Raw genomic sequence first — 13,779 nt, forward strand, 5'->3', positions numbered from 1 at the left:
CTGGTTTCAGCATAGGCGGGGAAAAGGGGGCGTGGCGGCGTCTTAGCTGAACTGGTTGAACTCCTGACGCAGCTTGCGAAAACGCTCCTGCTGGGCCGGGTTGAGGGGGATGCCGTCGAGCACGTCCAGGGTGTCTTTGCACTCGGCACCAAACTCCGGGCTCTTGCGGTTTTTCTGCATCAGTTGCAGCAGCACCTGGATCTTGTTGAGAGCGGCACCGGTATTGGCGGGGGCGCGGCGCAGGGCCTCGCGAAAATGGCCGAGAGCCTGCTCCAGCTCGCCGCTCTGATAGGCCTTGATCCCCAGATCGTTGAGCTGCTGGTAGCGCTGACGCCGCTCCAGCACCGTCTTGTCATCCCGGGTTGCCTGAATGCAGGTGGTGAGCAGCCGATCTTCGTCCTCCGCCAGCAGCCCTTGCAGGCTTTCGGCATATTCGAACTCGCCGAGCTGATAGAGGGCGAGGATGGTCTCACCAAGCAGGGCGGGGGGCATGGTGGCCGGTTCATCGAGCCAGTTCTGATTGGCGCGATAGAGCATCTTCTTGCCCTTGAGCAGCTCCCCCAGCGCAATCTGCACCCGGGCCTGACAGATCTGCTCGAACACCGGGTAGTTGAACTCCGACATCATCAGCGAATCGCGGATGCGCGACAGGGCAGAATTGACCAGCTTTTGCAGGTTGGCGATGTGGTAGCTGTCGTTGCTGTTGAGGGCGTAGAGGGTCAGGGTCTGGATATAGGCCCCCAGATAATGGGGCGTGCGGTGGATGGAGTTGCGCGACAGGTCGATCAGCGACATCAGCACATCCTTGGCCTGGGCGTAGTCGTGACGCTGCAGGCACACCTCCGCCAGCCGACGGGAGAGTTGCACCGACTGGGGGGAAATATCCACCGCCCGTCTGAGCTCCTGCTGCGCCTGCTCGTCATTGCCAAGGGCCAGCAGGGATTCTGCCAGCCAGAGGTGAGCCTCCACCATCAGCGGGGTATTTTTGAGGGTCGCCTGCAGATGGCTGACCGCCTCTTCGTGGAGCCCCAGGGTGTTGCACGCCTTGCCCAGCGTCAGGCGGGCCCAGCTGTTCTCCTGCCCGGCCAGCAGCTGGCGCATCAGGGCGCGTGCCTCTTGCGCCTGACCCAGTTTGAGGTGGGTATCGGCCTGCAGGCAGCGGCAGTAGTTGGCAAAACGGGGCACCGCATCGGCCCGCTCGGCACAGGCGGTAATGAGCGCTGCCAGATTGTCATCAGCCAGCGCGGTAAAGACGCTGGCCAGGGCGTTGCGCCGGGCGAGGGCACGCTTCAAGCGAAACGAGAACTGCTCCTGAGAGAAGGGCTTCATCAGGTATTCGTCGGGCTCGGCTTCCAGTGCGCTCAGTACCATGGCGCGGGAGCTGTCGCTGCTCACCATGATCACCACGCTCTGGGGCGGGATCAGGCTCTGGTCGCGCAGACTCTCCAGCAACTGGCGGCCATTTTCGCCGACCCCCAGATCGTAATCAATGAGATAGATGTCGAAGCTGCCCTTCTGGCAGCGACGCCGTGCATCCTCGGCGGTATTGGAGTAGGTGATGTTGCTGATACCCAGATTGATCAGCATCGCCTTCATCATCACCTGAAACGAGCGCTGCTCATTGACCATCAGAATGCGTTGTGGCTTGGCAGGGCTCTTCTTTTCTGACGCGTTTTCCGGTGTCTGCATTGTTCTGGGTCGAGGCGCTACGGGTTGATGGGAGAAAGTGTGCCACCAAAGCGTGTCAAGTGGCAATCAATGTGCTTTTGTCACGCAACTTCCAGTTTCCATGTCACGCTCTGTGCCTGGTGGCCAGGGCGATGTGGTTGATCCATATCAAATAAAGCTCAGATGGGGTGGCAGCACGCGGCACACTTTTTAGACTGATAGAGGGGGCAACGACAAGCCCCGGTCACATATAGGCCCCATCAGGCAGGTATCAGGGCCTGCCTCTGTCAGTCCATGAATCACGGAGGGATCAGAGATGAGTTTGCTACCAAGCCGTACCAGTCTGTTCGATGACCTGTTTCGCGATATGGCGTCCGGCTTCTATATTCGCCCCTTGCACGGGGACCCCTTGCCGAGCCAGATCAGGCTGGATTTGAAGGAGAGTGATGGCAACTATGTGCTGCAAGCCGAGTTGCCGGGGGTTGCCAAAGAGGACATCCATGTGGATATCCATGGTAAACAGGTGACGCTGAAAGCGGAGATCCGCCAGTTTGACAGCCAGAACAAGGATGAGCGAACACTGCGCAGTGAACGCTATTTTGGCAGTGTTTCACGCACTCTGGAGTTGCCGGTCGAGGTGGCGCTGGACAAGGTCAGCGCCAGGTTCGAGAACGGTATCCTCACGTTGCAACTGCCCAAGCAGGTGGAAACGCCAGCCCCTCACCGGGTGACCATCGAATAGCCCGTGACAAGTTCATCATCAACCGTAATGAGAAGGCCCCGTTATCGGGGCCTTCTGTTTATCAGTGCTTTTCTGTCGGTTGCTTCGCCAGATAGTGGGCGAATTGGGGCGTGTACTTGGCCTTGAACCCCTGTTCGGTCTTGATGATGAGATAGACCGCCAGCTTGTGCTGTTTGGCAAATGCCATACCCGCTTCGGGCCCCATCACCATCAGCGCGGTATCGAGGGCGTCAGCCTCAAGCGCGGTCGGGGTGATCACGCTGGCGGAGACCAGCTTGTGGGTGACCGGCTGGCCGGTGGCAGGATCGATGATATGGGAGTAACGCTGGCCATCCAGCTCGTAGTAGTTGCGATAGCTGCCTGCGGTGCTGAGCGCCATACCGTTGGGGATGACGATATCGGAAAACGCCCCCGGCTGATCGGAGGGTTCGACGATGGCCACTTTCCATGGCGAGCCCTTGCTGTTGTTGCCCTTGCTGCGCACCGCACCGGCCACTTCGATCAGGTAGTTGTGTACCCCCTTGCCCTCGAGCAGGGTGGCTATTTCATCCGATGCCGCCCCTTCGCCGAGAGTGGAGAGGTCGAGATAGAGATCCGGGATCGTTTTTTCGAGCAGGAAGTGATCCCCTTGCGGGGTCAGGGTCAGCTTGTCGATGCCCACCTTGTGGCGGGCGGCGGCGATGGCTGCCTCATCGGGCCGCTTGACCGGCCGTTTGTCCGGGCCAAAGCCCCACAGATTGACCAGAGGCCCCACGGTCACATCCAGCTTGCCGTTGGTCAGCTTACCGGCATCAATCCCCTGCTGGACTATGATGGCCATGGCGGGCGGGATGGCAAACGGGGTATTGGCGGGCCCCTGATTGAAACGGGAGATGAGCGAGCCCGGATCGTAGGTGGAGATCTCCTTGTTCATCCGGGCCAGCAGGCTCTCTACGTCGCTTTTGAGGGCGGGCTCCCCTCCGGGGTAGCTATCGCTCAGGGTCACCACATAGTAGGTACCCATGGTCTTGCCCTGAATACGGGTCTGGGCAGGCGGGGTGGGCTGGCAGCCGGCCAGCGCCAGCAGCAGGGTCAGCAGCAGGCCGCGCAGGGCCGCCACGGGGGTTATCGCAATCATCCGGCGCTCTCATCTGGAGAAGGTTCATATCGGGGCGCTAGCTTAGCCAAGGGGCGCCCGCCGGGCGAGCCCTGATGGGGGCAATCGGAGGGAAAAGGGCAGAAAAAATTAAACATTTTTGAACCTGTGGCTGGAGCGGGTCGTATCGTCCATCCGTGAGGGAGATAGTGGCGAGTAGAGCACCGTCTGGTGACCTAGCCCGCAGCTTTGGCCAAAACCCATCGCCGATTGAAAACAATTGAGTAAAATGAAGGTCGATTTAGACGGCATCTTTGCGAAGCGTTCACCGCATCCGCCAAGTCGTTGCCATCCATTGCCAATCAAAGGAGAAGATGATGAAAAAGGCGATTACCCTGCTGTTTCTGAGTACTCTGGCTGCCCCGGTTCTGGCGGATGAGTGTGCACTGGTCATCGAAGGCAATGATGCCATGCAGTACAACCTCAAAGAGATGAGCGTTCCGGCCACCTGCAAAGAGGTGACGGTCACTCTGAACCATACCGGCAAGCTGCCTGTGACCGCCATGGGCCATAACTGGGTGCTGTCCAGCACCGCAGACTATCAGACTGTGGCGACGGCGGGGATGAGCGCCGGGGCCGAGAACGGCTATCTGCCCAAGGATGATCCCCGCGTGCTGGCGCATACCAAGCTGATCGGCGGTGGCGAGAGCAGCAGCGTCACCTTCAAGACCGACGGTCTGGCGGGCAAGGATCTCACCTTCTTCTGCTCCTTCCCCGGCCACTTCGCCATGATGAAGGGCTCCTTCAAGGTCAACTAAGGCGCTGACCGGCATCGAGCCGGTTGCCTCAATAGAAAAGCCGGGATTTCCCGGCTTTTTCATCTCTGCTGTTTGTGTGTGGCGTGGCATGACTGCACACCGACGACTTTTGCGCTATTTGGCCTGCAGGGTAAAGAAGGCGATGGCGGTCTTCTTCTGGCATTCGAAGTGAATGCTCTCTTCCCCGGCCACCACCAGCGTCTCGTTGATGGCCACCTCTTTGCCCTGCACGGCCAGCTGGCCGCTCAGCAGGTGACAGAGGTAGGTCTTCTCTGGCTCGAGGGTAAGGGTCAGCGGGAAGGGGAGGTTCAGTACCCGCACGTTGGCGCTGATGCGATCCGGATTGTAGATAAGCCCCAGATCGGTCACCTCTTTTTTCAGCAACTCGCAGTGGGTCTCCTCATCGCCGCTAAAGTGCGCCGCCTCGAAGGTGGCGTAGGGGTGGCCGTTGAGCACAAAGCCAGCCCCGCTCACCGGCAGCAAAATGCGCTGATAGCCAGGAAAGGGGGAGAAGGGGCCCGCGCTCTTGATGGGGGCCGAGCTCAGTCGATAGTCAAAGTCGAGTTTGGCAAGGCTGCTCCCCTTGGGGGAGATGAGGATCTGGCTGGTAGTGCCCTGCTGGTTTTTCCAGGGCATCTTCTGGTGGTCAGACTCTTTAATCAGGGTGATCACGGGCACTTCCTCACGATAAAAAAACGCAGGGAGCCGGGGACATCAGCCCCGGCTCCCTGATAGAGATTGGCGATGGTAAAGGCGATCAGCCCTGACCATCCAGCGCAGCCAGCCGCGCTTCCATGGCGGCGAGACGGCTCTTGAGCTCGTTCACCTCCAGCTCCAGCTCGCTCAGGCGGTCGGCGGCAGGGGAGGCATAGGCCGTGGCGGGGGCTGCATCCATCATCGCCTGAATATCCACTTCGCCGCTGAACAGGTGGGCGTAGCGGGATTCGCGCTTGCCTGGCTCGCGCGGCAGCTTGACCACGTAGGGGCCACGCTCGATGAGCTGGGTCAGCACCGCATCCACCTCGGTGACATCATCGAAGCTGCAGAGGCGGTTGGTACGGGAGCGCAGCTCCCCCGGGGTTTGCGGGCCGCGCAGCAGCAGTTCGCAGACGATGCCAAGCTCCTGGGCACTGAATTTCAGCTCGCCAAATTCGGTGTTACAGAATCTGTGCTGATAGCGGGGCACCCGGGCGTTGAAGCCTGCAGTGTTGACCACCAGCCGCTTGCGGATCAGCTCGTCCACCACGGCGCGGATATCGAGCTCGGAGAGCTCCAGCACCGGCTCGCGGTTGCTCTTCTGGTTGCAAGCGTTGACCAGTGCATTAAGGGAGAGGGGATATTGATCCGGGGTGCAGATCTCTTTTTCAATCAGACAGCCGATGACGCGGGCTTCCAGTGGGCCAAGTACTAACTCCATTTCCTACTCCCTTCCAAATCGAGACATCAAGAGCCCCTATCTTAGTCATGGTCCGCGCCGCGTCTAGCGTTGCGCGCCATTTTTGCGAGCTGATCAGGGCGTTGGCGAAAGGCTCGCCAACGCCAGAGGCCTCTGCTTTTTATCGCTGCCCCTGATAGAAGCGCGCCTTATTGGCATACATGGCGTCGTCAGCCACCCGGCTCAGCTCCGCCAGCGGGGTCTGGTCGCTGCTGCTCCAGCCGATGGCAAAACGCAGCGGGAAGCTGTGCTCCCCATGCTGCACAATGGCGTGCTGCTGGCTTGCCTCCAACCTGCCTGCCAGCTGCTGGCTGGCGAGGTGATCCGCCTCCGCCAGCAGAACGAACTCGTCGCCGCCGATGCGGAAAATCTTCTCATCCTGACGGCAGAGGGTGCGTAGCTGGCGAGCCATCTGGATCAGCAGGGCGTCGCCAGCCTCGTGCCCATACTGGTCGTTGATACGCTTGAGGCCGTTGAGATCGAGCATGAAGAGGGCGAGGTGACGTTCGGGATGGCGCGCCAGCACCGCCTGATAGTGATGGAAGGCCTCTTCGAACGCCTGCCGGTTGGGCAGCCCGGTGAGGTTGTCGGTGCGGGCGACCCGCGCCAGCTCGTCGGTGAAGAGACGCCCCTCGATGCCCACCGCCAACTGCTTGGCAAACAGCCGCAAGATGGCCCTGTCTTCGGACTCCAGCCCTTCTGCGCTCACCATCAGATAACCAAACAGCACGCCGCTTTGGCTACCGGGCAGGGTCATGATCTTCCAGAGAGCGTCATCCCACTGGCATTCGGAGTGTTTGACCTCCTCATCCATCAGTTGAGCCAGTTTCTCCTGCAAGGCATCCCGCAAGGGGGCATCGACCCCCTGGGTCAGGGAGTAGTGAGGCTGGCCATCGCGGCGGATCACCAGTCCCCAGCGGTGGCCAGGATAGAGCTGCGAGAGCTGCAGCAGGGCGGAGCTGGCCAGCTCGGCAATATCGATATCCAGCTGCTGATGCAGACCGAACTGCAACCAGGATTGCAGGATATGGCGGCTGCGCTCCTCCCGGCTCAGGGCCGAGCGCAGGGCGGTCGTTTGCGAGGCAACCTCTTGCTCCAGTTCATCGTTGAAGCCGAGCAGCCGCTGGTTGAAGGCCTCTTTCTCGCTATTGGCCTGCTGCAGCTGTTCATTTTGCTGATAGAGCGCCCGCACCTGATCCGAGATGGTGCTGGCCATCTCCTGCAGCAACTGGCGCACCTCGTCGTACTCCACAAAGCGCAGCGGCGCCTGCCGTTGCTGGTAATTGCCCTTGCCATAGCTGCGCACCAGCGCGGCCAGCGATCGCAGCGGGCGGGTGAGCCAGCGGGTGAGCCAGACGCAGCCGATGGCCACCAGCAGCAACATGATGGCGATGCTGACGGTCAGCAGCTGTTGGGATTTGTTGAGCTCGCTGACCCTGTCATTACTGTAGCTGTAGAGGGTGATGGTGGGGGTGATCTCCTGCTCCAGCTGGGGCCAGCCAATAGCCAGGGGCTGCGCCATCTTGCTTGGCTCCCTGTCATCCATCGCGTTGGCGCTCTGGTGAGCCCCTTCGTAGAGACGGTTCTCGCCCTGGGAGATCACCAGATATTCGCTCCCCTTGAGATAGGGCTCCAGCAACTGGGCCATCTGTCGCCAGGGGAGAATGGCCATCACGAAGCCGGAAGGGGTCTGCATCACCCCAGCGCGCTGGTGGTTGCGATAGATGGGGGCCACCAGCGCCAGCCCGCCGCTGCGGTTTTGCTCCATGTCGTCGACTAGCACGGGATCATCGACGGGCAGCAGCAGATGCTTGCCCTGTTTCGCCTCGCGGGTCTTGCCCCAGGCCATCACCTGCGGCATCAGGTCGCTCGACTCGAGGTGGGAGGCCTGGCCATTGATGTACTCCACCACCAACCCCTTGTCATCGATGAGGTAGGCCGAGGTGAGCAGGCTGTTGGATTTGACAAAGGTGGCCAGCGCCAGCCGGGCATGGCTGGAGAAGAGAAAGTTGTCTAGGGCCTGATGGAGCACCCGATCCTGGCTGAGCTGATTGAGCTGGGTGCCGATCAGCTCGCTGCGAAAGCGGGCCTCGCGGGTCATGCTGGTGAGGGCCCGCTCCAGCTGTGACTGCTCGCTCTGGGCGATGATCTGGTGCTGGCGGATCAGCAGCACAGTGCTGGCCAGCAGTGCCGGCAGCAAGGCGACGGTGAACAGGATGATGATGAGGGTCGGGCCGAGCCGAAAGGTGCGATGTTTCATGGTGTTTTGACCTGCCGGTACTGCTGATCGGCCAGCTGCTGCATATAGCGGGCGGTGTCGGCGGCACTGATCCCCTCTTTGAAGCGCTCGAACCCTTTCTCCATCGCTTGCCAGGCGATGGACATGGCGCTGTCGGAGGGCATGGGGGTACTGAGGGTGAACTGTTCCAGCAGCACTTTTTCCTGAGGCGTGGGACGGCGGCTGATGGCGGTAAAAGCCTGCTGATTGACCGGCAGCAACGCCCCCTGATGATAGATGAACTGCTGAATATCCTGACGCTGGATAAAGGCCATCAGTGCCTTGATAACGGGTTGCCGATCCTCATCATCCATCGCCCAGCGGGAGGCTCCCATCACGTAGGCGCCGCTCATGGAGTGCATGGAATGGCTTTGCCAGCGGGGCAGCAGGGCGACACCCAGCTTATCCCCCATATTCTTCACCAGATCATTGAAGGCCCAGTCCCCATTGATGAGGTAGGCGCTTTTGCCCTCATTGAAGCGGGCGAGGGCGGTGTCATAGTCGCACTCGGGATCGACCCACTGTTCGCTGGCGACGGTGCGGTAGGCCTCCAGTGCCTGCACCATGGCCGGGCTGTCGAGGGTGATGCGCCCTTCGGTCACCGGCGAGCCGCCAAAGGTGTGTAAAAAGGCTGCGAAGTAGTACATGTCGTGATAGGGCCAGCTGACGGGGTAGACCCCCTTGGCCTTGAGGGCCGGGGTGATAGCAGTCAGTTGCTGCCATTGGGTCACCGGAGTCGAGATCAGCGCCTTGTTGTAAAACAGCATCAGATGGTTGCCCTGCATCATGGGCATGCCCCAGCGTTGCCTATCCAGGGTGACATAACGCAAGGCACTGGCCATCAATGAGGGGGAAAACCACTCGGCCGGGAGGGGAGCGAGGGTCATCTGGCGATAGAGGCCGATAAAATCGGAGGGGATTAGCATCAGGTCGGGCAGCCCCCTGGCCTGAGCTGCCAGCAGGAGATCCGACTTGATCTTGCCCGGCTCAATCTGGGTGACCCGTACTCTGTGGTTCCCCTCCTGATTGAAGCGGGCGATCACGTCGTCGATCACGTAACCGGCTTGCTGGGAGTGCCACAGCTCCAGTTCAGGCTCCTGGGCCCGCAGTGGCTGAATGCCAGAGAAGATGCAAAGCAGCAAAAGATGATAAAAAACGCGATCTATGGTCATGTTACCATCACATCTGTACCTTGGATCAGAAATGAAAAATGTAACAAACAACCGCTCCTGTCGGTAGTGTGGTGGATCAACTAATTGAGTTAAGAGACAAAAAGCCCGGCGCTTGGGCCGGGCTGAGGGATAAATTGCTTATCCGGATTATCTTCGAGGCATCTATTGTGGATGTTGCTTGAGGATGTCGTATATCTCCTCTTTCAGTTTGAGTTTCTGTTTTTTCAGATCCCTCACCTCGGCGCTATAGTCGCTGGCGTGATGCTTTTCCAACTTTCTAATCTCCGCATCCAGGTCGTTGTGCAAGTCAAACTTCTTCTGGAAATGGACATCACTGCTCTTCAGTTTCGAGATAAGTTCTCTGTACTCTGGGAACATGTAATGGAGCCTCCTTGGTTTCGTTTGATTGTGCCTGTAAGACCAAAGCTACCCCTTAGTGCCGGGGATAAATGTGATCCTGATCGGATTTGGGGGCAATGATTTGGAGTATTCGGCGGGATATTTATAACTTGTTGAATCAAAACAAGATAAGTGATTTATCAATCTGAATGGTGAGCCAAACTGTGCGACAAGTCACAACAGGGGCAGTGTTGGCGTGAGGGTGCAGGATCAAAAAGGGGCCGACTGGCCCCTCCTTATGGATGCAGGCAACGTTACTCTTTCTCTTCGTCCGCCTGCTCTTTTTTCTTTTTCTTCTCGGGCAGCGGCTTGCCATCGCGGTGGATCACCTTGCCCGCCTCAAAGCCAATCTGGGCCGCCAGCTCCTCCAGATCCGCCGACTTGGCCTGATCACCGATGGCGTAGCGATAGTTGGCGATGGAGAGTTTGTCAGCCACCGGCGTGCCCGGGACAATAGGCTCGCGCCAGCCCTGGCCGATGTGGGCCACCAGGGTGCCGTTCATCAACAGCTCGCCGACGATCTCCTGGGTCGGATTGCCCTTGCCGTAGGTGAGACCCTGCGGGTGCTTCTTGCCGACCAGCGGCTCGTTGCTGGCGGGGATCAGCTTGGTGCGGATCAGCCACTTGGGCTTTTTGGTGTTGCCCACCGCCTTGCCGGTCTGGTACTCGTTGATCTTGATGGTCTTGATCATCTGGGCCATGAAGTCCTTGGTCAGCGCCTTCTGGGCGTCGCTGGTTTCATCGATGGCGATGGGGGCCACATACCAGGTCTGGGTGGCTTGAGCCTTGGGAGCGGCAGGGGCAGTTTGCGCCATGGCCAGGGGGCTGAGCAGGATGGCAGCCAGCAAGAGTCCTATCTTCTTCATTGTGATTCCGCTTTTGTTTCAACAAGAATTTTGTTTTGCCAGCGACGACTGCGCCAGCGCCAGAACATGGCCAGACCGCGCACCCACTCGTCGCAGGCCAGCGCCAGCCAGATACCGACCAGTCCATAACCCTGCATGATACCGAGGAAATAGGAGAGTGGCACGGCAATTCCCCACATGGAGAGCAACGCCATGTAGAGGGGAAAACGGGCATCCCCGGTGGCCCGCAGGGCGTTGATCACCACCAGATTGAAGGTGCGGCCGGGCTCGAGGATAAGGCTGATAAGAAACAGTTGCGCCACCTGGGTGATGATGTCGGCATCATCGGTAAAGAGGCTGATGATGGTGCGGCCGTTGAGGGCCGCCGCCACGGCGATGACGCAGGTGACCGCCAGCCCCAGCTTGAGGCTCTTGAGCAGCTGCTGATAGGCGCGATCGAACTGTCTGGCCCCCGCCAGATGGCCGATGATGATCTCGTTGCCAAGGCCGATGGAGAGGCCAAACAGCAGGATAAACAGGCAGATCTGGAAGAAGTAGGATTGGGTCGCCAGCGCCTTGTCACCCAGCAGTCCGACAAAGGCTGTCACCACCATAAACTGCAGCATCCAGGAGAGATTCTCCCCTGCAGCAGGCAGGCCGATATGGAGCACCTTGCCCAGCATCTCCCGGCTGGGGTGGACGATATCGCGCACCACCAGGCGAATGCCGGTTTTGCGGGCTACCAGCCACACCAGCAGCACCACGCCCACCAGACGCCCGGCAACTGTGCTGATGGCGACACCGGCGACGCCAAGCTGGGGCAGGCCGAACCAGCCGTAGAGCAGCAGCAGGTTGCCGACGAAGGTGATGAGGTTGACGATCAGGGTCACATACATCGCCTGACGGGTGTGGCCGTGAGCGCGCAGGGTCGCCGCCAGACAGAGGGCTGCCGCTTCCGGTAACAGGCAGAGACCGATGATCTGCAAGTAAAGCGTCCCGTCGCTCATCAGATTGGCAGGCAGGTTCATCAGCGCCAGCATGGTGCTGGCCCCCGCCATCACGCCGATGGCGGCCACCAGACCGATCAGCAGGTTGAAGCCGATAGCGGTGTGGATCACCACCCGACTCTTCTCCCGATCGCCGGCCCCCAGATACTGGGTGATCACCACGCTGGTGCCGATGCTGACGAAGCTGAACAATGTGATGGCGAGATCGAACACCTGATTGCCGACCGCCAGCGCGGCCACTCCCTGATAGGAGACGTGACCTACCATGAAGGTATTGAGGGCACCGGTCAGAAAGTGCAGGGCGAGATCGATAAAGAGCGGCCAGGTCAGCGCAAAGAGGGTGCCCGGGCCTGCGTGGGATTGAGATTGCATGGCATGTCCAACAGCTGGGAGGGCACGGGGGAGTGCCCTCTGGGGGCGCATTTAACACCAAGGCCAAGGCCGGTGCAATCCTTGTGCAGGATTGCACCGGCCAGGGGAGCAGGCCAAGGGATCAGGCAGGCGTGGCGCCCGCCTCCTGTTCGCTTGGCAGGGTGAGGCGCGCCGAGTCGGGCAGGGCATCATCCTGCGGCCAGTTGGAGCGGATGGCATCAGTGGTGCTCTCCACCACCGCATCATCCTTGAACACCGGCTCGCGGTAGCAGCGGGTCAGGCGCAGCGCCTGATACATGTCGGGGCAGAGGATGATCCCTTCATCGCCCACCCGCACGCCCGCCTGCTTTAGCCAGTGGGTCATCTGGCCGTGGCGACCCGCCATCACCATATGGATGCCGCGCCGTTTCAGCTCTTTGTGCAGCTCTCCCACCATGCTCATCACGCTGATGTCCTGATGGGTGAAGCAGGCGACCGCATCGATCACCAGACACTTGGGGGCTCGGGGATCCTGTACCAGCAGGGCCATTACCCGGCGCTTGAAATAGGGGGCGTTGAAGTAGGTCAGCGGCGAGTTGAAGCGATAGACCAGAATACCCGGGATCGCCTTGGCCTGTTCGTTGTCCCCCAGGGTACGTACTACCCCCTCGTCATCCATGCCGAGCAGCTGGTCGGTGGGGCGCATCACATTGCGCAGGAACTGGAATAAGCCCAGCAACACGGCGAGGGTGATCCCGGGGATTACCCCCATGGTAAGCACGCTGATAAAGGTGACCAGCGCCAGCCAGAAGGCGGATCGATCGGAGTGGCGCAGGGCCCAGAGACCGCGAAAATCGGTGAGTGACAGGGAGGCCATCACCAGCACCACCCCGAGGGCGGCGGTGGGAATATATTTGAGCGGCGCCGTCAGATAGAAGGTGATGAGGGCGATCACCGCCGCGGCGATGATGGAGACCAGCTGGCTCTTGCCGCCGTTGGCGTCGTTGACCGCGGTGCGTGAATCCGCGCCGCTGATGGCAAAACCCTGGGAGACGGCGGAGGCGAGGTTCGCCATACCGAGGGCCCGAAACTCTTTGTCTGCGTCGATTTCGTAACCGTTTTTGGCTGCAAAGCTGCGAGCGGTCAGCATCATGGAGACGAAGCTCACCATGGCCAGGTTAAGCGCAGGCAGTACCAGCTCCCGCATCAGACCGGGAGGAAATTCCGGCATCTGGAACGCGGGCAGGCCGGAGCCCACCGTCCCCAGGGTGGCGATATCAAATTGGCCGAGATTAAAGCCCCACACCAGCGCAGCGGTCACCACCATGGCCACCATGGAGGAGGGCCATGCCGGTTTGTAGCGCTTGGCCAGCAGCAGGGTGAGCAGAGCCACCAGACTCATGGCCAGGGTCGGCAGATGGGTTTGGGTAATATAGGTAGCCCCGCTGGCGATCCGCTCGATGAGGTAACGTTCGCTGAAGGTGAAGCCGAAGATCTTGGAGAGCTGGCCCACCATGATGGTGATAGCCACACCATTGAGCAGCCCCATCAGGATGGGGCGGGAGAGAAAGTCCGCCAGCACTCCCAGCTTGAAGCGGCTGGCAATCAGGCACCAGAAGCCGGTCATGGCGGTCATGGTCATCACCAGTTGCCAGTGACGGGTTGGGTCGCCTGCGGCCAGCGGCGTCACCACGGCGGCGATGACCGCACAGGTGGCGGCATCGGGGCCGACAATCAGCTGGCGGGAGGTACCAAACAGGGCGTAGACCAGCATGGGCAGGATGCAGGAGTAGAGACCGACGATGGCACCTACCCCGGCAAGCTCGGCATAGGCGATGGCGACGGGCAGCGCCACTGCCGCCACCGAGAGTCCGGCGCGAAGATCTGGCATCAACCAGGCGCGCTGGTAATGCAGCAGGGCGGCGAGGCCCGGTAGCCAGCGTTCGAGAGAGAAGAAGTCGCGCATTATTTAACCCATTGAGTTACAAC

At 60.3% G+C, this 13,779-nt stretch carries 12 protein-coding genes; 2 read left to right on the forward strand and 10 right to left on the reverse strand.

Annotated features, from left to right (window positions below; translation table 11 throughout):
* Positions 1-42: 42 nt before the first annotated feature.
* The gene (locus tag G5195_RS08320) at positions 43-1,689 is read right to left on the reverse strand and encodes a tetratricopeptide repeat protein (RefSeq protein ID WP_421236021.1); all 1,647 of its coding nucleotides are present in this window, start codon (positions 1,687-1,689) and stop codon (positions 43-45) included.
* A 295-nt stretch (positions 1,690-1,984) separates the two neighbouring features.
* Between G5195_RS08320 and G5195_RS08325 the strand changes: the two genes are divergently transcribed.
* Positions 1,985-2,410: an Hsp20/alpha crystallin family protein gene (locus tag G5195_RS08325; protein ID WP_103250619.1), complete on the forward strand. Its 426-nt coding sequence runs from the start codon at positions 1,985-1,987 to the stop codon at positions 2,408-2,410.
* A gap of 61 nt (positions 2,411-2,471) precedes the next feature.
* Here the strand turns inward: G5195_RS08325 and G5195_RS08330 are convergent, their stop codons facing one another.
* Entirely contained in the window at positions 2,472-3,527 is a 1,056-nt protein-coding gene (locus G5195_RS08330) for an FAD:protein FMN transferase (protein WP_227342336.1), read from the reverse strand.
* Between the two features lie 335 nt (positions 3,528-3,862).
* On the opposite strand from G5195_RS08330, the gene azu reads away from it, so the two are divergent.
* Positions 3,863-4,303, forward strand: a complete 441-nt coding sequence (gene azu / locus G5195_RS08335; RefSeq protein ID WP_227343020.1) for an azurin — start codon at positions 3,863-3,865, stop codon at positions 4,301-4,303.
* A gap of 114 nt (positions 4,304-4,417) precedes the next feature.
* Here azu and G5195_RS08340 read toward each other — a convergent pair whose 3' ends face one another.
* The 8 genes from G5195_RS08340 to G5195_RS08375 form a co-directional block, all read right to left on the reverse strand.
* On the reverse strand, positions 4,418-4,975 hold the full coding sequence (locus G5195_RS08340; protein ID WP_204477431.1) for a HutD family protein: 558 nt from the start codon (positions 4,973-4,975) through the stop codon (positions 4,418-4,420).
* An 85-nt stretch (positions 4,976-5,060) separates the two neighbouring features.
* The gene (locus G5195_RS08345; RefSeq protein ID WP_040067914.1) at positions 5,061-5,720 is read right to left on the reverse strand and encodes a YceH family protein; all 660 of its coding nucleotides are present in this window, start codon (positions 5,718-5,720) and stop codon (positions 5,061-5,063) included.
* A gap of 139 nt (positions 5,721-5,859) precedes the next feature.
* The gene (locus G5195_RS08350) at positions 5,860-7,998 is read right to left on the reverse strand and encodes a diguanylate cyclase domain-containing protein (protein WP_421236022.1); all 2,139 of its coding nucleotides are present in this window, start codon (positions 7,996-7,998) and stop codon (positions 5,860-5,862) included.
* The gene (locus G5195_RS08355) at positions 7,995-9,188 is read right to left on the reverse strand and encodes a sugar ABC transporter substrate-binding protein (RefSeq protein ID WP_421236023.1); all 1,194 of its coding nucleotides are present in this window, start codon (positions 9,186-9,188) and stop codon (positions 7,995-7,997) included. The genes G5195_RS08350 and G5195_RS08355 overlap by 4 nt, the downstream gene beginning before the upstream one ends.
* Before the next feature lie 162 nt (positions 9,189-9,350).
* The gene (locus tag G5195_RS08360) at positions 9,351-9,566 is read right to left on the reverse strand and encodes a YdcH family protein (protein ID WP_005337763.1); all 216 of its coding nucleotides are present in this window, start codon (positions 9,564-9,566) and stop codon (positions 9,351-9,353) included.
* 275 nt (positions 9,567-9,841) lie between these two features.
* A complete protein-coding gene (locus G5195_RS08365) occupies positions 9,842-10,453 on the reverse strand; it encodes a hypothetical protein (RefSeq protein WP_005337761.1) in 612 nt (203 codons plus the stop codon).
* On the reverse strand, positions 10,450-11,811 hold the full coding sequence (locus G5195_RS08370) for an MATE family efflux transporter (protein ID WP_005361670.1): 1,362 nt from the start codon (positions 11,809-11,811) through the stop codon (positions 10,450-10,452). Before G5195_RS08370 ends, G5195_RS08365 begins: the two co-directional genes overlap by 4 nt.
* A gap of 121 nt (positions 11,812-11,932) precedes the next feature.
* Positions 11,933-13,756 carry a SulP family inorganic anion transporter gene (locus G5195_RS08375; RefSeq protein ID WP_204419266.1) on the reverse strand — a complete coding sequence of 608 codons (1,824 nt, stop codon included), beginning with the start codon at positions 13,754-13,756 and terminating at the stop codon, positions 11,933-11,935.
* Positions 13,757-13,779: the final 23 nt, after the last annotated feature.

The organism is Aeromonas sp. 601039, assembly GCF_049174415.1.
Lineage (GTDB): Bacteria > Pseudomonadota > Gammaproteobacteria > Enterobacterales > Aeromonadaceae > Aeromonas > Aeromonas veronii_A.

What these genes read in the sequence shown, in the direction of transcription:
- G5195_RS08320 (WP_421236021.1), bottom strand. Translation starts at nt 1,689, where the DNA reads ATGCAGACACCGGAAAACGCGTCAGAAAAGAAGAGCCCTGCCAAGCCA.
- G5195_RS08325 (WP_103250619.1), top strand. Translation starts at nt 1,985, where the DNA reads ATGAGTTTGCTACCAAGCCGTACCAGTCTGTTCGATGACCTGTTTCGC.
- G5195_RS08330 (WP_227342336.1), bottom strand. Translation starts at nt 3,527, where the DNA reads ATGATTGCGATAACCCCCGTGGCGGCCCTGCGCGGCCTGCTGCTGACC.
- azu (WP_227343020.1), top strand. Translation starts at nt 3,863, where the DNA reads ATGAAAAAGGCGATTACCCTGCTGTTTCTGAGTACTCTGGCTGCCCCG.
- G5195_RS08345 (WP_040067914.1), bottom strand. Translation starts at nt 5,720, where the DNA reads ATGGAGTTAGTACTTGGCCCACTGGAAGCCCGCGTCATCGGCTGTCTG.
- G5195_RS08350 (WP_421236022.1), bottom strand. Translation starts at nt 7,998, where the DNA reads ATGAAACATCGCACCTTTCGGCTCGGCCCGACCCTCATCATCATCCTG.
- G5195_RS08355 (WP_421236023.1), bottom strand. Translation starts at nt 9,188, where the DNA reads ATGACCATAGATCGCGTTTTTTATCATCTTTTGCTGCTTTGCATCTTC.
- G5195_RS08360 (WP_005337763.1), bottom strand. Translation starts at nt 9,566, where the DNA reads ATGTTCCCAGAGTACAGAGAACTTATCTCGAAACTGAAGAGCAGTGAT.
- G5195_RS08365 (WP_005337761.1), bottom strand. Translation starts at nt 10,453, where the DNA reads ATGAAGAAGATAGGACTCTTGCTGGCTGCCATCCTGCTCAGCCCCCTG.
- G5195_RS08370 (WP_005361670.1), bottom strand. Translation starts at nt 11,811, where the DNA reads ATGCAATCTCAATCCCACGCAGGCCCGGGCACCCTCTTTGCGCTGACC.
- G5195_RS08375 (WP_204419266.1), bottom strand. Translation starts at nt 13,756, where the DNA reads ATGCGCGACTTCTTCTCTCTCGAACGCTGGCTACCGGGCCTCGCCGCC.